Raw genomic sequence first — 21,474 nt, 5'->3', positions numbered from 1 at the left:
GTTGGGGAGGAAGAAGGTGGCGCCGGGCTGCACGGAGATGTGGCGGACGTGGATGACGGGCAGGCCGTGCTGGCGGAAGTGGTCGAGGGCCGCGCGGGCCCGGGTGGCGGCGGCCTCGGCGCGGTCCAGCTCGGCGCGGCCACCGGGGAAGTAGTCGTTCTGGATGTCGATGAGCAGCAGGGCGGTGGTGGGGTCCAAGGGTCCTCCATGGGGTGGGGCTTCATGGGATGCAATAACCAGACGGGCTGCACGCGACGAGTGCCTGGATTGACAAAATCCGGGCGGAAAACGACAAGCGGCCATGGCGTCGTCTCCCACGCGAATCGCGGTGCTGTCGCTGGAGGGGTGTGTGGCCTCCAGCGTGATGGGGCCGCTGGACGTGTTCGCGATGGCGAACCTGTTGAGCCGGGACGTGGGGCTGTCCGAGCCGTTCGTGGCGGAGCTGGTGTCGCCGGGTGGGCGGCTCGCGAGGAGCTTCCACGGGTTGGAGTTGATGGCGGCGCGGGTGCCGGAGCCGGCGGAGCGCTTCGACGTGGTGTTGGTTCCGGCGGTGGTGGGCGGGCTGGAGGAGGTGCTGGGGGCGCGGGTGCTGACGCGGTGGTTGAAGGCGCAGCATGCGAGAGGGGCGAAGCTGGCGGCGGTGTGCGCGGGGGCGTTCGTGTTGGCGGAGACGGGGTTGTTGGAGGGGCGCGAGGCGACGACGCACTGGGGGTTGGCGCAGCGCTTCGCGGCGAGCTATCCGGGGGTGAGGCTCAAGCCGGAGCTGTTGTTGGTGGACCAGGACGACGTGCTCACGGCGGGAGGAATCACGGCGTATCTGGACCTGTGTCTGCATCTGGTGGCGAAGCAGGCGTCACCGGAGCTGGCGGCGTTGTGCGCGAAGATGTTGTTGGTGGAGCCGGGGCGCAGGTTGCAGGGGCCGTACGCGGTGCACTCGGCGCCGAGGGACCACGGGGACGCGGCGGTGCTGCGCGCGCAGGAGTGGCTGGAGGCGCACTACCAGGGCCCGGTGACGCTGGCGGAGGCGGCGGAGGCCGCGAGCCTGGGCGCGAGGACGCTGTTGAGGCGCTTCCAGAAGGCGACGGGGGACACGCCGCTGGACTACGTCCAGCGCCTGCGCGTCGAAGCGGCCCGGCGGATGCTGGAGACGAGTCCGCGCACCGTGGAGGACATCTCGCAGGCCGTGGGCTACGCGGACACCACGTCGTTCCGGCGACGGTTCAAGGCGCGCACTGGGCTGACACCGGATGCGTACCGGAAACGGTTCGCGCTGCGGTGAGCCGCGTCTGGGGTAAGGTAGACCCCGTCTGGTCAGGGCTGTCCAGGTCCGGCCCGAGATGCGGGCTCCCAACACCGATGCAAGGCCACGTCAGTCTGGCGGTGGCCAATGGTGGTCTGGTGCGACCCGGCTCGTCATTGAACCTCGTCTTCAGCTCACGCGGCTGGCTTGGTGCAGGGGGGCGCTTGACCGAGTTCGCGAGGGCACATGAAATCGAGCCATGCGCTTAGCCATCGCCGTCTGCATCTGCCTTCCACTCGCTATGGGGTGTGCATCTCCTGAGCGGGAGAGACGGGCGCAGCGACTTGCGGCGATTCGCGCCCTGAATACTCAGGGTGCCGCATGGCGAAGTGCTGAAGGGTTCCAGGCGACAAGATGGGGGATGACGCGCTCAGAGGTTGTCGCTGTGCTGGGGCCGAGGGCAGCTGTCGAAGACGGCAAGGTGGTCGCCGATATCGTGGTGGCTGGTTATGAGGCCAAGGTGTACTGCTCGTTCGCGGGCGGACGCCTCTCAGATGTCTCTTTGTGGCTCCCATCACTCGCTTCGGCACGAAGCTCGTACGCCGACATCAAGGGGCTCCTCTCGAGCAAGTATGGAAGGCCAGCTCGGGAGAGGACGACGGATACCGTCATCGATGACCTCGAGACCCTTCATGTCCTGCGGCAAATCGGCGACTCGCTCAATCAGTCCGCACGACTGGCTTCGGGAGTCCGCTCCGCTCAGGACAGCACTGCTGCTGCCATCCAGAGTGAAGGGACATCCATGCGTGTCGCGATCGAGAGGGACCGACTGCTGAAGTCGCCGTTCGAAGCCAGGGCTGCGTGGGCTACTGGCGAAACGGTGGTGACGCTCGCATTGACGCAAGAGCGCGGCGTAGGGGCTGATGTGCTCGTGAGGTACCGCAGTTCCATTCTCTGGAAGGAAGCGGCGGCACAGAGGCGGGTGGAGCAGGCCCGCAGGGCAGCGGACTTCTGACCGAGAAGCAGTCGGTTTTCTTGCTGGAGCCTGCCAGTTCACCCTTCGTTGTCGTCCACCCACTGGAGCACTGAAATGAGCAATCATGAGTGGAGCGAGGCTGACGATATCGTCGCCTTCTATCTCTATCGATTCGGTACGGCCCTGCTTCCGTGCGACATGCCTGCCATCGCGGAGCAACGAGGAATCAAGCTGGGAAGCATGAAGATGCGGATCAGCAACTTCAAGGCGTACGCGGGCGCAGGTCGTCTGGGGAATATCGCGCGACAATCCGCGCAGGTCTTCGAGCGGTACAAAGACACCCCTGAGCCTCAGTTCCGGGACAAGGCATTCCCTGAGTGGAGTGAATCGACGAAGGCTGGAGTCGGATTGAAGTAGTCGAACAGCGGTGGGACTGGGACTACCGTGCGCAGCCATGACGCAGTTCGTACAGACGCGCGAAGGAGGGCCTCCATTGGATGAGGTCATGGTCCGCGCCTTCGAGGCGTCGCACGGCATCCAACTCCCAGGCGAGTACCGGGACTTCCTGCTTGCCATGAATGGGGGCGGCCAGCGCGGGACCTCTTCAGTGTCGAAGGTCTTCCAGGGGGGTGTCGGTTCGCGTCCATCTGTTCTTCGGTCTCAACGACTCCATCGAGTCGTGCAATCTGGACTGGAACCTCCGCGTGTTCGCGGAGCGCATTCCGATGAAGCTCCTTCCCCTCGGGACGACAGAGGGCGCCGACAAGATTTGTCTGGCCACTGGGAGTGATGTGATGCTCCGGGCGGCGTCTTCTTCTGGGATGCTTCCGCGCAGGCCGAAGGGAAGCGGCTCTTCTTCATCGCCGAAGACTTCGGTGTCTTTGTAGCCTCCCCTTCAGGCGGACGACCTATCCCCCACGATTCCCATCTCGTGACGGGGGTGCTGCCCGCGTGGCACGCGAGCGCCGTTTCCCACGGGCCTCTCCGGTGGACAGAATCTCCGGGATGCGCGCGGCGAGCAGGTCGATGGCCGCGCGCACCTTCGAGGGCAGGTGCTTGTTCTGCGGCCACACGGCGAAGACTTCATTCCCGTGCCTCCCCTCTTCCTGGAGCAGCAGCGTCAGCTCACCCTTGCTCAGTCGCGGCGCGACCAGCCAGCAGGGCAGCCACGCGAGACCCGCGCCCCTCACCGCCTCGTCAGCGATGGCTTCCAGGTCATCGAAGCGCAGCCGCCCTCGCATCGGCACCAGCCGCTCACCTCCTCGCGGGTCCGGGAACCGCCAGGGCTTGGCCGTCCCCTGCCGTCCGTAGAGCACGGCCTCGTGCTTCCCCAGGTCCTCGAGGGACTTGGGTCGACCACGTCGCGCCAGGTACGCGGGTGACGCGCAGACCACCATGTTCTGCACACCCAGTCGCCGCGCAGTCAGTCCCGCATGGTCCGACAAGGGCGCGACCCGGATCGCCAGGTCGAACCCCTCCTCGATGAGGTCCACCACCCGGTCACTCACGGACAGCTCCACCTCCAGTTCCGGATGCTGTCGCGCCAGCTCCCCGAGCAGCGGCGCCACGCAGTGCCGACCGAACAGCACCGAGGCCGTCACCCGGAGCCTCCCCGTGGGCGCGCGCCGCCCCGAGTCCAGCTCCGCCTCCGCCGCCTCCAGCTCCGCCAGCGCCCGCACGCACCGCTCGTAGAAGACCTGCCCGTCCTCGGTGAGCCCCTGCTTGCGCGTGGTGCGCAGGAACAGCCGCGCCCCCAACCGCTCCTCCAGCCGCGCGATGCTCTTGCCCACCGCCGATCGCGACAACCCCAGCCGCTTCGCCGCGAGCGCGAAGCTCCCCGCCTCCGCCGCCTGCACGAAGGTCAGCACCCCACTCAGCCGGTCCGTCACGACACACCTCCCATTGGCGAATTCCTGTCTCCAGTGAAGCCCCCAAAGCTCTCCACTGGGGACCTGCCCTCCCCCATATATCCCCCACGCCCTCGAATGGCATGACCCTGGAGACAGCAACGATGGATGGCGTGATGAAGCGGTGGGAGCTGCGCGAGCCGGGCCGCGAGAACCTGCAACTGGCGAGTGTGCCCATTCCCCAGCCCGGCGCGGGCGAGGCCCTGGTGCGCGTATCCGCGGTGTCCCTCAACTACCGCGAGAAGCTCTTCCTGGACGCAGGCGGATACTCCGACGTGTCGTGGCCCTTCGTGCCCACCTCCGACATGGCGGGGGAAGTGGTGGCCACCGGCGCGGGCGTCTCGCGGGTCCGGGTGGGTGAGCGCGTGCTCGCGGCCTTCAACACGGACTGGGTGGACGGCCCACCTCCTCGCGCACCGCGAGCCCTGGGAGGGAGCGTCCCCGGCGTGTTGTCCGAGTACGTCGTGATGCCCGAGGGCTGGCTCGTCACCGCGCCCAGGACGCTCGATGATGCCCAGGCCAGCACGCTGCCCTGCGCGGGGCTCACCGCGTGGACGGCGCTCGTGGAGCAAGGCGCGCTCAGGCCCGGACAGACGGTGGTGACGCAAGGCACCGGGGGCGTGTCGCTGTTCGCCGTGCAGCTCGCCTCCGCGCTCGGCGCGCGCGTCATCGTCACCTCGGGAGACGACGAGAAGCTGGCTCGCGCGAAGACGCTGGGCGCGGCCCACGGCATCCATCGTCGCCGCACCCCCGACTGGGAGAAGGAGGTGCTGGAGCTGACGAGCGGACGTGGCGCGGACCAGGTGCTGGAGCTGGTGGGCGGCGACAACCTGGGGCGCTCCGCCAGCGCCCTCGCGTCGGGCGGACGCATCTCGCTCATCGGTGTGCTGGAGGGCTTCGACATGCGCTTCCCCGCGCTCCCGCTGCTCCGGAGCCACGGCATCATCCAGGGCGTGCTCGTGGGACACCGCCGGGGACTCGAGGACCTGGTCCGCGCGGTGGACACCCTGCGCGTGGCGCCCGTGATTGACGCGACGTACCCGCTGCGCGACTTCCCCCAGGCCCTGGCGCATCTGGACCGGGGGCCGTTCGGCAAGCTGGTCATCCGCGTCCGCGAGTGAGCCGCGCGCCTACCGGAACGCGGGCCAGGTGAAGGACCCGGTCCCGGCCCAGCGCTCCAGCAGGCGCTCCTCGAGCGCATCCAGGGTGCGCGACAGGGCGGGAATCGGGTCCACGTCCTCCCGCAGCGCGCGGGCGCGAGCGAGGTGACGCAAGAGGGCGGCGCGCTCGGAGAACCCGGGCGCCCACTCCCTGTCCCGCTCCAGCGCTCGCGGCGATAGCCACTGGAACATGTTCACCGTGCGCGCGGTGGCGAGCAGCGCGCGGGCGCGCAGCCACGTCGCGTCGATGCGCGCCGCCTCGCACGAGGGCGCCAGGGTGATGCGGTACGTGACGTCCGCGCGCGTGATGAGCTCATCGGGCAGCGGCACCACCAGCAGCCACATCAGCGCGTCGTACAGCGCGTGGCGCATGCCGCAGTACTCGAAGTCGAGCAGCCGCGGGCCGCTGGCGGTGAACAACGTGTTGCCCGGGGCCATGTCCCCATGCGTGAGCGCGAGGAACGGACCGGGCTCGGCCAGCTCGCGCGCCACGTGCTCCAGGTCCTCCTGCGTCCCCGGCTCCAGCTCCGCGTCGAGCGCGTCCGTCCACCGTCGCAGCCGGTCCACGTGCTCCAGCAGATAGCGCGCGTTCTCGATGCGCACGCGCCCGGGCCGAGGGCTCAGCGCATGCCGGAGCAGGTCGAAGTCCCCATGCAGGCCCCAGGTCCGCGCGTGGAGCTGCCCGGTGAGGCGGGCCACGGCGAGCAGCCCGCCGATGGCCGCCTCCGGGTCGTCCCCCTGGAGCAGGTCCTCCAGCGTGGGGCCGAGGCCCAAATCCTGGAGCACGAGCAGCCGCGAGTCGACGCTGCCCGCGATGAGGCCCGGGGCGATGGTGAGGTTGTGCCGGCCGAGCAGCTCCAGCCCCGCCCACTCATCCAGCCCGAGCACCTGGTCCTGATGGAAGTGCTTGAGCACGACGCTGGTGACGTCTCCGCCGCGCACGCGGGCGCGCACGACGTGGCAGCGCGACTGGGTCCGCAGGACCTGGGGCTCGGTCAGCAGCACGGGGCGTCCCCAGGCCGCGGAGAGCGAGCGCGCGCCATCGGCGAGCAGCCGCGCCAGGTCCAGGGCGCTCAGGGGAGTCGCTCCACGGTGGCGCCAGCTCTCTCCAGCAGCTCGCGGTACCACGCGAAGGCCCGCGCGGTGCGGTCTCCCAGGGCCTTGGCGCCCCAGAGCACGGTGAGCGTGCGGCGGGTGTCCGCGTTCGTCTTGGTGCGCTGCGCGTCCTTCACGGCGTTGGCGCACGGACCCTCGGCGTCGAAGAGGCACAAGAGGCCCGCGAGGTCGATGCTCTGGCCGGAGGCATTGAAGACGTACTGCGCGCCCTCGGGCGCGATGCCGACGCGGAACGGCTGGGTGGCGCGGTCCAGGTCCACGACGCTGATGGGCAGCCCGCTGTGCAGCGACACCGCGTTGCACGCATCCACCGCCGTGTTGATGCTGCCGAGCGAGCCCTCCCCCGCGGCGCGCACCAGGTACTCGGAGGCGGGCTTGCCCCGCCCCGTGGGCTTGTAGCCGCCGTGGCGGAGCATGTCGCGCACGGCGCCGCGCACGGTGTCGTCGCTGGAGAGCGGCGCGGCCGCGTCCGACTTCAGCAGCGCCACCAGCCACTGCGGCGAGGGCGACGCACCCAGCGACGCCGGGAAGACGGTGGTGAAGCTCAGCGTGTCCAGGGACGGATGCGGGTCGACGGTCAGCACGGCGGGCCACTCTACGCCACCCGGCCGTCCCGTGCTGGGCGTCGGTGCGTGGGGCGAAAGACGCTGCTCATCGAGGACAGCGGCTGCCCGCGGGAGGCCCGTGTCCGCCCCGGCGTGCAGCGCGCCGCGGGAGGCTGCTCGTGGCGTGGGGCATTCGAAGGGCCCCTTGTTGGCGGAACGTCGCGGACTTCACTGTGGAGCGCCCGCCTCCGGGGCACAGTGTCACGAGCGCCGTCGGGCGTGTTCGTGGCGCCAATCCCGGGGCGTCGTGCCGTACGCCTTCTTGAAGGCGCGACCAAAGTGCGTGAGGTCGACGAAGCCCCAGCTGAAGGCGATGTCGGCGATGCCGCGCGCGTCCATGTCGGGGTCCTCGAGCGCCTGGCGGCAGCGAGCCAGTCGTCGTGATAGCACGCAGCGCATGAAGCTCTCGCCTCCTTCCGCGAACAGCCCATGCAGATAGCGCGTGGACATGCGGAAGTGGGCGGCCGCCGTCGCCGGGCTCAGCGAGGGCTCCGCGAGGTGACGCTCGACATAGAGGCGGAGGGCATGTCGCCGGGCCTCTCGCACGCTCGCGGCGTCGGTCTGGAGGGTCCGGCCCTGGGTGTTGAAGGCCAGGGCGAGCAGCTCGAGCAGGTTGTCCGAGACGGAGCCCGCGACGGGCTCGGCGAGCTGGTTCACCGCGAAGGCGCGCAGGTAGGCGGAGACCAGGGCGCCGACGCCCTCCCGGGTGTGGAGCACGCTGCCCACCAGGTCATCCGGACGTGAGAGCCGTGGCCGCAGCGTGGAGTAGGGCGCCACGATGACGATGCGGCGGTAGTCCGCGTCGAACGAGAGCTCTCCCGGGCGGGTCCCATCGAAGAGCTCCACGTCACCGGGGTGGGAGTACCGCTCCTCGTGTCCCTGGCGCAGTCGGCAGACGCCCTCCACCTGCATGCAGAGGTAGTAGCACTCGCGTGGGGCCCGGGCGATCTCCGGCTCCCCCCGATAGACGCTCTGGGCCGAGGAGTGCAGGTACGTCACGCCCAGCGGTCCTGCGTCGTGATGGTCGAGCCGCCCGAAGAAGGGACTGGAGGAGGACTTGTGCTCCGTCCTCAGTCCCAGGAGCACCTTGCTCGCCAATTCCTGCCAGTACTCATGCCGCTGCTGCTCGGAGACCCCGTCCGTCGAGAAGACTGTGCGCAAGTGCCGCCCCCAGATGTCCAGACAGACATCCTCCCTCCCACCTCCGACACTCCCAGCACCCACGGCCGAATCCCCGAGCACCCTCGGCCGAGTCCCCCTCCGGCCCATCCCCTATACCTGCCTCCGACCGACACCGGTGCTCGGTTCCTCTCAAGGAGAGTCTTCATGAAGCAGTTCCTCGCAGCGTTTGTTCTTTCGTTGGCCGTCGCGACCCCCGCCATGGCGCAGCATGATGGGCCGTTCGCCGACACGGACGCGCTGGTGAGCTATTGGTCGGCGCAGGACACCCAGAGCTCGCTGACGCAGATCTACGTCAATGGCAAGCGCGTGTACCAGCGCTCCGGCTTCGGGCCGGCCTTCGTCAAGGAGTACTTCGATTGCCACGACGGCTCCGGCATCAAGTCCTTCTGCAACAACATCTTCGACGGCTACTTGACCGTGGAGGGCACGTACGGGACGTACAGCCCCGGGCTCGCCGTCTACCTCGACGGCGTGCTGTATCGCTCGGGCAGTCCCTTCTCTCGCGTGGACATCAAGACCTGCTACGGCGACGCGAGCTATTACGGCCCGGTGAGCTACTACATCGTCGAGAGTGTCATCGACGGCTTCGGCCCGCCGTATCCGGGCAACGACTGCTTCTGACCCATCGTCCCGAGCCGCGCCCGTCCTGTGCATGAGGGGCGCGGCTGTCGGGCCGCTCAGTCGGGTTCGGACAGTCCGAAGTAGTGGGACAGGTAGTCGCCGAAGCTCTTGTACTTGAGCCAGAACTCGAAGCGGTTGTGGCAGCCGAGGACGGGGTACTCGCCGCGACGGTTCGCCTTGTGGAAGAGCAGCAGGTGCTCCTGGCTCCCCGAGGGTAGGAGCTCCAGGGCGAGCGCGTTCGCCATGGTGGGGTCGGGCAGCAGGTCCACCCAGGCCTGGACCAGCTGCTCCTCCGTGAAGGACTCCGCCGTCGGCGCGTTCATGGTCATGGACCGGGACCAACCGGTGAGGATGTCCCGCAGCGGCCGGACCTCCAGCTCGGGTGGGGTGCCTTTCGCCAGGCGGAACCAGCTCGCATCGAAGGCGAGCCACTCGCGGAGGCTGGGTGGGAGTGGACGCGCGTCCGGGAGGGTGAGCGCGTGGATGGACTGTGCGTCGAGGGGACGCGGGTCCTGGTGCTGGTGGAACCAGCCCTTGCCGCGTCCGCCGTGTTGCACCAGGTGTTCGATGACCTGCTTCGTCGCGCTCAGGTTCATGACGGCCTCGCTCTACTTCGGAACGCACGACGAGGGGAGAGGGTCTCGCGTGAGTTGCTCCTCGCGCGGCGTGAGCGTGGAATTGTGTGCTCACACTCCATTGGCCCGCACAGGGCGAAGCGCGTGAAGCTCGCGTGCTAGGTTCGGCGCCTTCCGAGCTTGAGCGCCCGCGTGTGTGTGTCCGATTCGTGGCGCGGAGGAGCAAATCGATGGCAGACGCGAACCAGCGGACGATGCGGGCGGCGCGCTTCGATACGGCGACGAAGACGCTGACGGTGACGAACGTCCCCGTTCCCCAGCCGGGGCCCGGCGAGGTGCGGGTCCAGGTGAAGGCGTGCGGCATCTGTCTGTCGGACGCGCATCTGCTCGATGGCTCGTTGCAGTCGCCGCTGCCGGTGGTGACGCCGGGGCACGAGTCCTCGGGAGTCATCGACGCGGTGGGCGTGGGGGTGCCGGGCTGGGCGGCGGGGCAGCGCGTGGCCATGGCGGGCGGCAAGCCGTGTGGGCGGTGCGCGAGGTGCTCCAATGGGCAGCCAGCGGAGTGCCTGGACTTCCACATCATGGGCTTCCACTACGACGGTGCGTGGGCGGAGTACGTGGTGGTGCCGTACTTCGTGTTGTCTGCGATTCCGGACCATCTGCCGTTCGAGCAGGCGGCGATTCTCGCGGACGCGGTGGCGACGCCGTACGCGGGGCTGGTGGAGACCGCGCAGCTGCGGCCCGCGCAGTCGGTGGGCCTGTGGGGCATCGGTGGGCTGGGAGTCCACGCGGTGCAGATTGCGCGGATGATGGGGGCGACGCCGATTCTCGCGTTCGACACGAACGAGGCCGCGCGGAAGCGGGCGCTGGAGTTCGGGGCGGACGTGGCGTTGGACCCGCGGGCGCCGGACGTGCGCAAGCAAATCCTCCAGCACACGAACGGCATGGGGCTGGATGTGGCGGTGGACCTGGTGGGCGCGAACGCGGTGCTCGCGCAGGCGTCGATGAGCCTCGGACGGCACGGGCGCGCGGTGATGGTGGGCCTGTCACCGGAGCCCATCCAGCTGGGCGCGGGGGTGAACTTCGGCGTGCGCTCGCAGGCGCTGCTCGGCCACCTGGGCTACGAGAAGAAGCACCTGGACCAGCTGGTGGCGCTGGTGGGCGGCAAGCGCCTGGACGTGTCGCGCTCGGTGACGGCGACGCTGCCGCTCGAGGACGTGGCCAAGGGCGTGGAGCGGCTGGTGAGCAAGGAGGGCAACCCCATCCGGCTCGTCATCACGCCGTGAGCCAGGTCATGTGAGGACCGGGCACGCGAGTGCTCGGGTCCCATCGCGTGTCACGCGGTGCTCACCGCGTGCTGGCGGACGCGGCGAGGAGGCGGGCCACGTCTCCGAGCGTCGTGACTCCGGGGAAGCGCGCCGTGCCGGGCGCGGGGCCCGGCTTCAGCCACGCCGCGATGATGACCCCCAACAGCGCCGACATCCCACCGATGAACAGGGGCAGGGAGCCCAGGCGGTAGCCCGCGGCGGTGCTCACGAGCGCCAGGACGAAGAGCCCGAGGCTCGCCCTGCGAAAGGGCGTGGACGGGATTTCGACGCGAGGGAGCGCCCGGGGTGAAAGCAGTCCCACGACGTCCTGGAACGTCGCCAGCTGTTGCCAGCTCTGGAAGGACAGGGGTGTGGACGGGCGCGCTCTTGCGACGGGGAGCCCCGCGCCCAGCAGCGCGGTCCGCAAGGTGATGAAGGCACCCGCCGTCAGGCAGGACGTCCCCGCGACGCGCAGGGGCTCGAGGACGGGCAGCCGCAGCCGCGGCGCGAGGAACTCACACAGATGTCCCAGCATCGGCGCGCGATGCGGGCGCAGGGCGGCGTCGAGCGCACGCGGTGGAACCTCGACGTACAGCCACGACTGGAGCCAGGCCGCAAGCGGCTTCCATCCGAGCCAGAAGTCCCGGAACCCGGCATCCAGGGCTGCTTCCCAATGGGACAGTGGTGTCTCGAAGTCGAGGGGCGGGTCCTCCTCCACGCTCGCATCCAGCGCGGCGTCGTGCGCGAGCTTCGCGCGCAGCAACGCCAGTACATCCTCCGGGGTCGCGGAGCGTGTCCGCCAACGTCGCGTGTCGCGCATCGACTCCCTCCCAATCAGGCCCGAGGTTAGTGGACCCGGCCCTTCGCCGCGAACCCAGGATGCGAGCCTGCGAATCCGCTCACGGCGGAACGCGGGCCTGAGTCGCATGTAGGTCTCCCTCCCGGCCCAGGGGCGTGCGCCACCCTGGCCGGCCGCCCTCGGGCATGGGAAGCGATTGCCGGAGGTTCGGAACAGTCCTCCTCTGGCGTCCCCCATGGCATAAGGGCGCCGCGCCCACCTTCCGGGCACCCCCTACGCACATGATTCGTCTCGACAACATCAGCAAGCAGCACGGCCAGCAGATTCTCTTCATCGAGGCCTCGGCCGCTCTCCACAAGGGGGAGAAGGTCGGCCTCGTCGGCCCCAACGGCGCCGGCAAGTCCACGCTGTTCCGGATGATCACCGACCAGGAGCACCCCGACGAGGGCCAGGTGGCCGTCGACCGCGGCGTCACCATCGGCTACTTCAGCCAGGACGTCGGTGAGATGTCCGGCCGCAGCGCCGTCTCCGAGGTCATGGATGGCGCCGGCCCCGTGAGCACCGTGTCCGCAGAGCTCAAGCAGCTCGAGGCCGACCTCGCCGACCCCGACAAGGCCGACGAGATGGAGAAGCTCGTCGAGCGCTACGGCCTGGTCCAGGCCCGCTTCGAGGAACTGGGCGGCTACGCCCTCGAGGGCCGCGCGCGCGAGATTCTCGCCGGCCTGGGCTTCAGCGAGGAGATGATGGACGGCGACGTCGGCGCCCTGTCCGGCGGTTGGAAGATGCGCGTGGCGCTCGCCCGCATCCTCCTCATGCGTCCGGACGCGATGCTCCTCGACGAGCCGAGCAACCACCTGGACCTGGAGAGCCTCATCTGGCTCGAGGGCTTCCTCAAGGGCTACGAGGGCGCGCTCCTGATGACCTCGCACGACCGCGAGTTCATGAACCGCATCGTCACCAAGATGGTGGAGATCGACGGCGGCACGCTCACCACCTACTCGGGCAACTACGACTTCTACGAGCAGCAGCGCGCCCAGAACGAGAAGCAGCAGCAGGCCCAGTACGAGCGCCAGCAGGCCATGCTCGCCAAGGAGCTGAAGTTCATCGAGCGCTTCAAGGCCCGCGCCTCCCACGCCGCCCAGGTGCAGAGCCGCGTGAAGAAGCTGGAGAAGATTGAGAAGGTGGAGCCCCCCAAGCGCCGCCAGACGGTGCTCTTCGAGTTCCAGCCCGCCCCTCGCTCCGGTGACGACGTGGTGAGCCTCAAGGCCGTGCACAAGGCCTACGGCTCCAAGCGCATCTACGACGGCATGGACTTCCTCGTGCGCCGCGGCGAGCGCTGGTGCGTCATGGGCGTCAACGGCGCGGGCAAGTCCACGCTGCTCAAGCTGGTGGTGGGCTCGACGACGCCGGACACGGGCTCCGTGTCGGTGGGCGGCAGCGTGAAGCTCGGCTACTTCGCCCAGCACGCCATGGACCTGCTCGACGGTGAGCGCACCGTGTTCCAGTCGCTGGAGGACGCGTTCCCCCGCGCCGGTCAGGGCTCGCTGCGCGCGCTGGCCGGCTGCTTCGGCTTCTCCGGCGACGAGGTGGAGAAGAAGTGCCGCGTGCTCTCCGGTGGAGAGAAGGCACGTCTGGTCATGGCGAAGATGCTCTTCGACCCGCCCAACTTCCTGGTGCTCGACGAGCCCACCAACCACCTGGACATGGCGACGAAGGAGATGCTGATTACGGCGCTCTCCCGCTACGAGGGCACCATGCTCTTCGTCTCGCACGACCGGCACTTCCTCGGCGCGCTGTCCAACCGCGTGCTGGAGCTGACGCCCGACGGCATCCACCAGTACGGCGGCGGCTACACCGAGTACGTCGCGCGCACGGGCCACGAGGCCCCGGGCCTGCGCAGCTGATGCACCCGTGAGACGGCGGGCCGGCTACTCGAACAGCCGGCTCGCCAGTCGCGCCAGCTTGCGCGCCTTGCCCGTGTACGGCGGGAAGAACAGGTGCGCCAGCGACGTGCGCCCCTGCCGCAGCACCGCGCGCTCGTGGCTGAAGGCCTTGAAGCCCGCCTCGCCGTGGTACGCGCCCAGCCCGCTGTGGCCCACGCCCCCGAAGGGCAGGTGCGGGTTCACGTTGTGCAACACCACCGTGTTGACGCACGTGCCGCCCGCGCTCGTCTCCTGGATGAGCCGCTCCACCACCGCGTCGTCCTGGCTGAACACGTAGAGCGCCAGCGGCTTGCCGCCCGCGCGCACGTGTGTCACCACCTCGTCGAGCGACTCGTACCGGAGCACCGGCAACACCGGCCCGAAGATCTCCTCCTCCATCAGCGGCGCGTCCGGCGTCACGTCCGCCACCACCGTCGGCGCGATGAAGCGCGTCTCCGCGTCCACGCCGCCGCCCACCACCACCCGCGCGCCCTGCGCCACCGTGCGGTCCAGCAGCCCGCGCACGCGCGCGAAGGCGCCGTCATCCACCATCCGGCAGAAGTCCGCGCTCGCCCGGCGCGCCTCCTCGGTGCGCCCGTAGAAGCGCTCCACCGCCGCCTTCAGCGCGGCCAGGAACGCCTCCTCCTGGGACGCATGCACCCAGACATGGTCCGGCGCGATGCACGTCTGGCCGCCGTTGAGGAACTTGCCCCACGCCACCCGCTCCGCAGCCGCCTCCAGGTCCGCGGACGTGTCGAGGATGGCCGGTGACTTGCCGCCCAGCTCCAACGTCACGCCCGCCAGGTGCCGCGCCGCCGCCTCCATCACCCGCCGCCCCACCCGGGGCCCTCCGGTGAAGAAGAAGTGGTCGAACGGCAGCCGCAAGAGCGCCTCGCCCACCTCCGTGCCGCCCTCCACCACGTGGACCTCGTCCTCGGGGAACGTGTCGCGCACGAGCTGCGCCAGGAAGCGCGAGGTATTCGGCGTCTTCTCGCTGGGCTTGCAGAGCACGGTGTTGCCCGCCGCCACCGCGTCCACCAGCGGCGCCACCAGCAGGTTGAACGGGTAGTTCCACGGCGCCATCACCAGCACCACGCCGCGCGGCTCGTAGCGCACGTGGCTGGAGGTGCCGGTGAGCACCAGCGGCGTCGTCACCTTGCGCGGCTTCATCCACCCCTTGAGGTGCTTGCGCACGTGCTCCAATTCCATGAGCACGGGCAGCACCTCCGTCGCCTCCACCTCCGCGGCCGGCTTGCGGAAGTCCGCGTGGAGCGCCTGGGCCAGCGCCTCGCGCCGCTCCAGGATGAGGGCCTTGAGCTTCTCCAGGCGGGCGAGCCGCTCACCCGGGCCGCGCTTGCCCACCTCCCAGCGGCGGGCCCGCAGGCGCTCGAACGCCTCCCGCAGGCCCTGGGGCACCAGCTCCTCCTCCTGTTTCACCACGCGCATCCCGGCTCCTCGAGGCTGGCGGCCCTATTCCAACAACCGCGTCGCGCGGGAGGCCCAGTCCTGCGCCTTTCCGCGGTACGGCGGGAAGAACACCGACGCGAGCGACTTCATCCATTGAACCGACACGGCCCGCTCATGGCTGAAGGTCCGGAAGCCGTAGACGCCGTGGTAGTGCCCCAGGCCACTCATGCCCACCCCGCCGAAGGGCAGGTTGGGGTTCGCCACGTGGATGAGGACGTTGTTCACCACCGCGCCGCCGGACGTCGTGTTGCGGAACACGTCCTCGATGGCCCGCTTGTCCTGGCTGAAGATGTAGAGCGCCAGCGGCTTCTCCCCTCGCTGGATGTGCGCGTACACCTCGTCCCGCGAGCGGAACGTCATCACCGGCATCACCGGTCCGAAGATTTCGCCCTCCATGATGGGCATGTCCGGCGTCACGCCCGTCAGCACGGTGGGCGAGATGTAGCGCGAGGGCCCGTCCGCCACCCCGCCCATCTCCACCTTCGCGCCCGCCGCCACGGTGCGGTCCACCAGGTCCTTCACCCGCCGCCACGCCGCCGGCTCCACCAGCCGGGCGAAGTCGGGGCTCGCCTGCCGGGCCTCCTCCGTCTCACCGTAGAAGCGCGTGATGACCGCCTTCACCGCGTCCACGAACTGCTGCTTCTTCGACTCGTGCACGAAGATGTAGTCGGGGGCCACGCACGTCTGGCCGCTGTTGAGGAACTTGCCCCACGTCAGCCGCTCCGCCGCGGCCTGCACGTCCGCCGACGCGTCGATGATGGCGGGCGACTTGCCCCCCAGCTCCAGCGTCACGCTGGACAGGTGCTGCGCCGCGGCCTCCATCACCTTGCGGCCGATGCGCGGGTTGCCCGTGAAGAAGAAGTGGTCGAACGGCAGCCGCAAGAGCGCCTCCGCCGTCTCCGCGCCGCCCTCGAACAGCGCCACCTCGTTCTCGGGGAACACGTCGCGCACCAGCCGCGCCAGGAAGCGCGCGGTGTGCGGCGTCTTCTCGCTGGGCTTGCACAGCACGGCGTTGCCCGCGGCGATGGCGGCGATGAGTGGCGCCATCAGGAGCTGGAAGGGATAGTTCCAGGGCGAGAGCACCAGCACCACGCCGCGCGCCTCGTAGCGCACGTGCGCCGACGAGCCCGCGAGCAGCATGGGCGTGCCCACGCGCGTGGGCTTCATCCACGACGACAGGTGCTTCACCGTGTGGTTCAGCTCCTCCAGCGTGGGGTGGATCTCCGTCAGCTCCACCTCCAGCGCGGGCTTGCGGAAGTCCTGGTGGATGGCCTCGGCCAGCTCGTCGCGGCGGGCGATGATGGCCTCGCGCAGCCGCTTGAGCTTCGCGACGCGCTCGGCCGCGGTGGTGCGCGACAGGGTCCAGCGGTTGGCGCGCAGCGCGTCGAACGCGGCCCGCAGGCGCGCGACGTCGGCCTGGGGTTTGGACTCGGTGGAAACAGGGACGAGCTCCAGCATGGTTGGCTCCTCGATGAAATCAGGTGGGTGCTTCAGCGGGCCTCGAGCCCGCGCAAGAGGGTGGTGAGCGCCGTCGTCAGCTCGGCGGTGAAGTCGATGCGCAGGGGGGCCATGTGCGGCAGGGCGAGCACCTCGCGCGCCACGGGCGCCACGTCCGCCATCTGCCGCAGGCCCGTCACCAGCGCGTGCAGGTGCACGAGCACGCGGGCGCCCTCACCCGGCTGCAGGAAGGACAGCCGCGACTCGAGGAGCGCGCCCGTGCGCGCCATCGCCTCCAACAGCCGCTCCTTGAACCGGCGCGCCTGCTCCACGGAGACGTTCTGCTCCAGCACCGTCTGCAGCATCGCGAGCAGCCGCGTCAGCGACAGCTCCGGCTCCAGCGACTCGGCCACCGCGCGCGCCAGCCACGGCCCCGTCCACGCCCCCTCCACCGTGCCCAGCCTCGCCTCCAGCCGGGCGAACCACGCGAAGAGCAGGTCCTCCAAGAGCGCGAGGAACAAGGCCTCCTTGGTCGGGAAGTAGAGGAACACCGTCCCCTTGGCCAGATGGGCCCGCTCGGCCACGTCCGCCATCTTCACCTCGGAGTACGAGGTCGCCTGATAGAGTGCGAGCGCCTCGTCCAGCAGCACCCGCCTGCGCGCCTCCTTGTCCTCGTCCTTGCGCGCGCGCTTGGGTGCCACCCGCCCCGCCTGCTCCCCGGAATCGCTGACCATGCCCTCAGTGGTAGGTGACCTCCGGTCATTCGTCAAGTGACCAAAGGTCATTGCCGCTGGCCGGCACCTGGAGTGCGGTGGGTGGGTGTGAGACGATGTCCGCCATGCGTCCCATCCAGACGGAGCTGCTGTCCGGAAGCGAGCTGTACCGGGAGGTGGTGCTGGAGAAGCTGCTCCACGCCCGCGAGTCGGTGTGGCTGGCCACGGCGAACGTGAAGGCGATGTACGTGGAGTCGAAGGGGAAGTTCGTGCCGCTGGTGGACGTGCTGGACGGGCTGGCGGCCCGGGGCGTGTCCCTGCGCCTGCTGCACGCGGAGCTGCCGAGCCGCCCGTTCCGCGCGGCGTTCGACGCCCGGGCGCGGCTGGTGAAGGGGGGCTTGAATCTGAAGGTCTGCCCCCGCGTGCACTTCAAGGCAGTGGTGGTGGATGGGGCGTGGACCTATCTGGGTAGCGCGAACCTCACGGGGGCGGGCCTGGGGGCCAAGGGCGACGCGGTGCGTAACTTCGAGCTGGGCTTCGTCACGGAGGACTTCGACGTCATCGACCGGGTGACGGCGCTCTACGAGGCGGTGTGGAGCGGGGCCGAGTGCAGGGGATGCAAGCTGCGGCACGTGTGCCCGGACCCGATAATCCCCGCACCCGAGGGGCGGGAGGAGATGAGAAGCTCCCGCGGCGCTCCTCGGCTCGGCAAGTCCCGTCGGTTGAGGCGCGCCACCTCGGAGTCGTCACGACGATGATGAAGCTCTACTTCGCGCGGAACACCCGGGCCACCCGACCCCGGTGGTTGCTGGAGGAGCTGGGCGTTCCCTACGAGCTGGTGCCGGTGGACGTGCTCCAGCGTGAGCACAAGAGCCCCGAGTACCTGCGCATCCACCCCATGGGCTCCATGCCCGCGCTGGAGGATGACGGGCAGCCCATCTTCGAGTCGGCGGCCATCCTGCTGCACGTCGCGGACAAGTACCTGGAGCAGGGCTTCGCCCCGCCGCTCGGCTCGCCCGAGCGCGCCGAGTACTACCAGTGGATGTTCTTCTGCATGTCCACCATGGAGCCGCCCTTGTCCGCGTACTCCGCGCACAGCCGCTTCCTGCCGGAGGAGCAGCAGGTGGTGGGCGAGGCGGAGCGCGGGCGTCGTCGCTTCACGGACATCGCGCGCATGCTGGAGTCGCGGCTGCAGGGGCGCACGTTCCTGGTGGGCGAGCGCTTCACCGCGGCGGACGTGGTGATGACGTCCATCCTGGAGTGGGGCGGGAGCATGGGGCTGCTGGAGGACTTCCCCGGCTTGCGCGCCTATGTGGAGCGGCACCTGGCGCGTCCCGCGGCGCGGCGAGCCCTGGAGTAGGCGGCCCCGTGCATCAACCCGTCGTACCCAGTCCCTCGCCCTCGGAGCTCGCGGCCCACGTCGGGTTGAAGCGCCGGGGCTTCATCGTCTCGGCGTGCGTGCTGCTGCTGTCGCTCGGCACGCACCCGCTGCTCTTCGGCGGCTTCATCCCGGCGGTCATCGTGGTCCACATCGCGTGGGCGGCGGTGCTCGTGGGCACGGCCGCGGCCATGGGCTCGCGGTGGGTGACGGTGCATCGCGCCAGCGTCGTCACGGGCGTGGCCAGCATGGTGGCGCTGGTGCTGGACATCCACTTCACCGGAGGGCTGTCGAGCACGCTGTACCCGCTGCTCTTCGCGATGCCGCTCATCATCGCCGTCTTCGCGCCGGGGGACGTGGTGACGGTGTGGGCCTCCGTCGTGCTGACGCTGGTGGGCATGCTGGTGGCGTCGTGGCACTCGGACGTCTCCGAGCAGCGGCTCGTCGGGCAGGTGACGCTCTTCTTCTTCCTGGCCTGGGTGGCCGTCTTCAGCTGCAAGCAGTTCCGCCGGATGCGCGACACCGAGCGCGACGCCGTGAACGCGCGGCTGGCGGCGCTGGAGCAGCTGGCGAAGAGCGAGCACCTGCGCGCGGACGCGGTGCGCAGCCAGGCGGAGATGGAGCGGCTGGCTTTGGTGGGGCGCCTGGCCGCGGGCGTGGCGCACGAGGTGAACAACCCGCTGGCGTACGTGAAGTCCAACCTGGGCTACCTGGAGGAGGTGTCGGGCGAGGGCGTGCAGGACCTGGAGGACCTGCGCCGGGTGCTGTGGGAGACGCGGCAGGGCGTGCTGCGCATCGAGCAGATCGTCACGGACCTGCGCCGCTTCTCGCGCGACTCGGCGGATGCGGAGGAGACGGGCAGCGTGGCGGAGGCGCTCGACGAGGCGGAGCGGCTCGCGTCGGTGCGGCTGCGCGGCCTGGGGCAGGTGGTGCGCGAGGTGGAGCCGCACCTGATGCGCGTGCGGTTGGGCCAGCGTCAGCTGGTGCAGGTGGTGCTGAACCTGCTGCTCAACGCGGCGGACGCGCTGGAGGGGGTGCGGCCCGCGCGCGCCGCGCGCATCGTCCTCCGGGCCACGCGGGTGGAGGGCGGAGTGCGCCTGGAGGTGGAGGACAACGGGCCGGGTGTCCCGGAGGCCGTCCTTCCGCACCTGTTCGAGCCGTTCTTCACCACCAAGGCCCCGGGCAAGGGCACCGGCCTGGGCCTGGCGCTGTGTCGCGAGTACCTGGCCCGCGTCGGCGGCACGCTGACCGTGGCCAACTGCCCCGATGGCGGCGCGTGCTTCACGCTGCACCTGCCCGCCCACGCCGAGAAGAAGCCCTTGTCCTGAGGACGCGGGCGGCTACGACTTCGCGGGCTCGGTGCCGGTGGGCGCGATGGGCTCCTCGGGGGCCTTGTCCGGCTCAGACTCCGTCGAGGACTTGCCCAGCTGCCGCTCGCGCCACGCGCTGGGGGACTCACCCACGAGCTTGCGGAACAGGCTGCTGAAGTGCTGCAGCGACGCGCAGCCCACCTCCACCGCGACGGCGGTGAGCTTCATGTCCGTTTCCAGGAGCAGCCCCTGGGCCATGCGCACCTGCACGGCGTTGAGCTCCGCCTGGAAGGACGTGCCGGCCTCCTTGAGGCGGCGCTGGAGCGTGCGCTCGGACATGCCCATCTCCCGGGCCACGTCCGACAGGTTGATGTCCGGCAGCTTGCCCTTCATCGCCTGGTGCAGCTCGCGCAACAGCGGCGACTGGCCGGTGGCCTCGGCCACCAGGTCATTCAGCTTGGAGAGCAGCGGCGCGGCGCGCGCCTCGGGCTGTCCCAGCCACGCCAGCGCGGCGGCCGGCTCGGTGAAGACCTTGCTGGGGTACGCGCCCGTCAGAAGCGTGTAGAAGCCGCCCACCACCGCGCCCGCCACGCCCTCGGGCCGCACCAGCGCCTGGCGCTGCACCGACGTGCCGAAGGACTTCTCGCGCGCCTGCATGTACTTCACGAGCACCGCGAAGGCCGCGGGGTCCGCCGCCTCCAGCCGGCGCGCGTCCACCAGCGAGGCATGGGGCGCCGCGGGGGCCAATTCCACGTCGAGCACGTGCACCAGCCTGCGCACGTGCGCCTCCGCGGGGCGTCCCCACAGGATGAAGCCGCACAGGTCCGCCGAGGCGTACCAGTGCAGGAACCCTTCCCCGACTAGGTAACGGCCGTGGGGGTCCCGGAAGTAATCGTCGACGCCGTCTGCCGATCGCACGGCTCGGCAGAATAGCGCTTCGCCACCTGGAGCACCCAGCGGGGATTGATGGGCGACAGTCCCGTCACCAGCTCCGGCCTCACCAGGGCCACGCCCTCCAGCTCCCGGGTGGTGGCCGGCAGGTCCCTCCAGGGCACCTGGGGCTTCACGTGGTGGGCCTGGTGGTAACCCGCATTGAAAAAGAACAGGTTGTACAGACGGGACGTGGACGTGGTGCCCAACGCACCGCGCTGCGTGGAGTCGGTCTCGAAGTGGGCGGCCAGGTTGAGCCAGTGGATGCAGAACTGGCCCACCAGCAGCACGCCGAACCACGCCAGGCCCAGGGCGGGCCGCCAGATGATGACTGCCAGCAGGGCCCCATCCACGATGAGGAAGTCCAGCGCCAGCTCCAGGCGCTGGTTGCGCTTCCTGGCCCAGCGCCAGACGTTGGCCACGGCCTCGAAGGGCCAGAACCAGGGCGTCAGCGCCGAGCGCAGGCAATAACGCACCACGCCTTCGCCGGGCTTGCGCTGGCCCCAGTCACCCGGGCCGTCGTTGTACCGGTGATGGTTGAAGTGGTGGATGTAGTAGCCGCGATAGGGAAACCCACACGCCATGCCCAGCGTCCGGGACACCAGCCAGTGCGGCACGCGCGGCTTCGCGATGCTCACGTGCATGTGGTTGTGCAGGACGGCGTAGTTCCAGAACATCACCGCCCAGCCCACGGCGCACATGCCCACGCGGCCCCAGGCGCCCAGGTGGTCCCAGCTCCAGAGGAAGGAGGGCAACCAGGCCCACCACAGCGCGTGCACCGCGAGCTGCGGCAGGTCGAGAGCGGGGGCGGGGAGGGGGCGAGTCATGG

General features: G+C 69.8%; 23 protein-coding genes. 11 read left to right on the top strand and 12 right to left on the bottom strand.

The window, feature by feature from the left end; all coding sequences use genetic code 11:
• Window positions 1-198: isochorismatase family protein (locus tag FL311_RS25700; RefSeq protein WP_228557073.1), on the bottom strand; the 198-nt coding region annotated here is incomplete at its 3' end.
• 103 nt (window positions 199-301) lie between these two features.
• On the opposite strand from FL311_RS25700, the gene FL311_RS25695 reads away from it, so the two are divergent.
• The 4 genes from FL311_RS25695 to FL311_RS25680 all read left to right on the top strand — a co-directional run bounded on the left by FL311_RS25695 (window position 302) and on the right by FL311_RS25680 (window position 3,006).
• Complete coding sequence (locus FL311_RS25695; protein ID WP_141328912.1) at window positions 302-1,279, top strand: GlxA family transcriptional regulator; 978 nt, start codon at window positions 302-304, stop codon at window positions 1,277-1,279.
• A 382-nt stretch (window positions 1,280-1,661) separates the two neighbouring features.
• Window positions 1,662-2,255 carry a hypothetical protein gene (locus FL311_RS25690; protein WP_141328910.1) on the top strand — a complete coding sequence of 198 codons (594 nt, stop codon included), beginning with the start codon at window positions 1,662-1,664 and terminating at the stop codon, window positions 2,253-2,255.
• A gap of 75 nt (window positions 2,256-2,330) precedes the next feature.
• Window positions 2,331-2,633, top strand: coding sequence for a hypothetical protein (locus tag FL311_RS25685; protein WP_141328908.1), 303 nt, complete (start codon window positions 2,331-2,333; stop codon window positions 2,631-2,633).
• Between the two features lie 37 nt (window positions 2,634-2,670).
• Window positions 2,671-3,006: an SMI1/KNR4 family protein gene (locus FL311_RS25680; RefSeq protein WP_228557072.1), complete on the top strand. Its 336-nt coding sequence runs from the start codon at window positions 2,671-2,673 to the stop codon at window positions 3,004-3,006.
• 118 nt (window positions 3,007-3,124) lie between these two features.
• Here the strand turns inward: FL311_RS25680 and FL311_RS25675 are convergent, their stop codons facing one another.
• Window positions 3,125-4,105 carry a LysR family transcriptional regulator gene (locus FL311_RS25675; RefSeq protein WP_141328906.1) on the bottom strand — a complete coding sequence of 327 codons (981 nt, stop codon included), beginning with the start codon at window positions 4,103-4,105 and terminating at the stop codon, window positions 3,125-3,127.
• A gap of 122 nt (window positions 4,106-4,227) precedes the next feature.
• Here FL311_RS25675 and FL311_RS25670 point away from each other — a divergent pair, with 122 nt between their 5' ends.
• Window positions 4,228-5,244: an NAD(P)-dependent alcohol dehydrogenase gene (locus FL311_RS25670; protein ID WP_194869365.1), complete on the top strand. Its 1,017-nt coding sequence runs from the start codon at window positions 4,228-4,230 to the stop codon at window positions 5,242-5,244.
• 9 nt (window positions 5,245-5,253) lie between these two features.
• Here FL311_RS25670 and FL311_RS25665 read toward each other — a convergent pair whose 3' ends face one another.
• The 3 genes from FL311_RS25665 to FL311_RS25655 form a co-directional block, all read right to left on the bottom strand.
• On the bottom strand, window positions 5,254-6,411 hold the full coding sequence (locus FL311_RS25665) for a phosphotransferase (RefSeq protein WP_141328905.1): 1,158 nt from the start codon (window positions 6,409-6,411) through the stop codon (window positions 5,254-5,256).
• A complete protein-coding gene (locus tag FL311_RS25660) occupies window positions 6,357-6,983 on the bottom strand; it encodes a phenylalanine--tRNA ligase beta subunit-related protein (RefSeq protein ID WP_141328903.1) in 627 nt (208 codons plus the stop codon). The genes FL311_RS25665 and FL311_RS25660 overlap by 55 nt, the downstream gene beginning before the upstream one ends.
• Before the next feature lie 222 nt (window positions 6,984-7,205).
• The gene (locus FL311_RS25655; protein ID WP_194869364.1) at window positions 7,206-8,165 is read right to left on the bottom strand and encodes a helix-turn-helix domain-containing protein; all 960 of its coding nucleotides are present in this window, start codon (window positions 8,163-8,165) and stop codon (window positions 7,206-7,208) included.
• A gap of 165 nt (window positions 8,166-8,330) precedes the next feature.
• Between FL311_RS25655 and FL311_RS25650 the strand changes: the two genes are divergently transcribed.
• Window positions 8,331-8,807 (top strand): hypothetical protein, encoded by a 477-nt coding sequence (locus tag FL311_RS25650; protein WP_141328899.1) that lies wholly within the window; start codon window positions 8,331-8,333, stop codon window positions 8,805-8,807.
• Window positions 8,808-8,863: 56 nt separating this feature from the next.
• Here FL311_RS25650 and FL311_RS25645 read toward each other — a convergent pair whose 3' ends face one another.
• Entirely contained in the window at window positions 8,864-9,403 is a 540-nt protein-coding gene (locus tag FL311_RS25645; protein WP_141328897.1) for a hypothetical protein, read from the bottom strand.
• Window positions 9,404-9,612: 209 nt separating this feature from the next.
• Here FL311_RS25645 and FL311_RS46150 point away from each other — a divergent pair, with 209 nt between their 5' ends.
• Window positions 9,613-10,668 (top strand): zinc-binding dehydrogenase, encoded by a 1,056-nt coding sequence (locus FL311_RS46150; RefSeq protein ID WP_141328895.1) that lies wholly within the window; start codon window positions 9,613-9,615, stop codon window positions 10,666-10,668.
• A 61-nt stretch (window positions 10,669-10,729) separates the two neighbouring features.
• On the opposite strand, the gene FL311_RS25635 is transcribed toward FL311_RS46150, so the two are convergent.
• Window positions 10,730-11,509, bottom strand: coding sequence for a hypothetical protein (locus FL311_RS25635; protein WP_141328893.1), 780 nt, complete (start codon window positions 11,507-11,509; stop codon window positions 10,730-10,732).
• Between the two features lie 260 nt (window positions 11,510-11,769).
• Here FL311_RS25635 and FL311_RS25630 point away from each other — a divergent pair, with 260 nt between their 5' ends.
• Window positions 11,770-13,392 carry an ABC-F family ATP-binding cassette domain-containing protein gene (locus FL311_RS25630; RefSeq protein ID WP_141328891.1) on the top strand — a complete coding sequence of 541 codons (1,623 nt, stop codon included), beginning with the start codon at window positions 11,770-11,772 and terminating at the stop codon, window positions 13,390-13,392.
• A gap of 24 nt (window positions 13,393-13,416) precedes the next feature.
• On the opposite strand, the gene FL311_RS25625 is transcribed toward FL311_RS25630, so the two are convergent.
• The 3 genes from FL311_RS25625 to FL311_RS25615 are packed head-to-tail and all read right to left on the bottom strand — an operon-like array spanning window position 13,417 to window position 17,048.
• The gene (locus FL311_RS25625) at window positions 13,417-14,856 is read right to left on the bottom strand and encodes an aldehyde dehydrogenase family protein (RefSeq protein ID WP_141328889.1); all 1,440 of its coding nucleotides are present in this window, start codon (window positions 14,854-14,856) and stop codon (window positions 13,417-13,419) included.
• A 24-nt stretch (window positions 14,857-14,880) separates the two neighbouring features.
• The gene (locus tag FL311_RS25620; RefSeq protein WP_141328887.1) at window positions 14,881-16,335 is read right to left on the bottom strand and encodes an aldehyde dehydrogenase family protein; all 1,455 of its coding nucleotides are present in this window, start codon (window positions 16,333-16,335) and stop codon (window positions 14,881-14,883) included.
• A 32-nt stretch (window positions 16,336-16,367) separates the two neighbouring features.
• On the bottom strand, window positions 16,368-17,048 hold the full coding sequence (locus tag FL311_RS25615; protein ID WP_141328885.1) for a TetR family transcriptional regulator: 681 nt from the start codon (window positions 17,046-17,048) through the stop codon (window positions 16,368-16,370).
• A 104-nt stretch (window positions 17,049-17,152) separates the two neighbouring features.
• On the opposite strand from FL311_RS25615, the gene FL311_RS25610 reads away from it, so the two are divergent.
• The 3 genes from FL311_RS25610 to FL311_RS25600 are packed head-to-tail and all read left to right on the top strand — an operon-like array spanning window position 17,153 to window position 19,733.
• Window positions 17,153-17,785, top strand: a complete 633-nt coding sequence (locus FL311_RS25610; RefSeq protein WP_141328916.1) for a phospholipase D-like domain-containing protein — start codon at window positions 17,153-17,155, stop codon at window positions 17,783-17,785.
• Window positions 17,782-18,387 carry a glutathione S-transferase family protein gene (locus FL311_RS25605; protein ID WP_141328883.1) on the top strand — a complete coding sequence of 202 codons (606 nt, stop codon included), beginning with the start codon at window positions 17,782-17,784 and terminating at the stop codon, window positions 18,385-18,387. Before FL311_RS25610 ends, FL311_RS25605 begins: the two co-directional genes overlap by 4 nt.
• An 8-nt stretch (window positions 18,388-18,395) precedes the next feature.
• Window positions 18,396-19,733 (top strand): sensor histidine kinase, encoded by a 1,338-nt coding sequence (locus tag FL311_RS25600; protein ID WP_141328881.1) that lies wholly within the window; start codon window positions 18,396-18,398, stop codon window positions 19,731-19,733.
• Window positions 19,734-19,745: 12 nt separating this feature from the next.
• Here the strand turns inward: FL311_RS25600 and FL311_RS25595 are convergent, their stop codons facing one another.
• Both FL311_RS25595 and FL311_RS25590 read right to left on the bottom strand, forming a co-directional pair.
• Window positions 19,746-20,495, bottom strand: a complete 750-nt coding sequence (locus FL311_RS25595; RefSeq protein WP_228557074.1) for a helix-turn-helix transcriptional regulator — start codon at window positions 20,493-20,495, stop codon at window positions 19,746-19,748.
• 80 nt (window positions 20,496-20,575) lie between these two features.
• Entirely contained in the window at window positions 20,576-21,472 is an 897-nt protein-coding gene (locus FL311_RS25590) for a fatty acid desaturase (protein WP_141328879.1), read from the bottom strand.
• Window positions 21,473-21,474: the final 2 nt, after the last annotated feature.

Source organism: Myxococcus sp. AB025B (assembly GCF_006518215.1).
Classification (GTDB): Bacteria; Myxococcota; Myxococcia; order Myxococcales; family Myxococcaceae; genus Myxococcus; species Myxococcus fulvus.
This window is presented reverse-complemented; position numbering and strand designations above follow the sequence as displayed.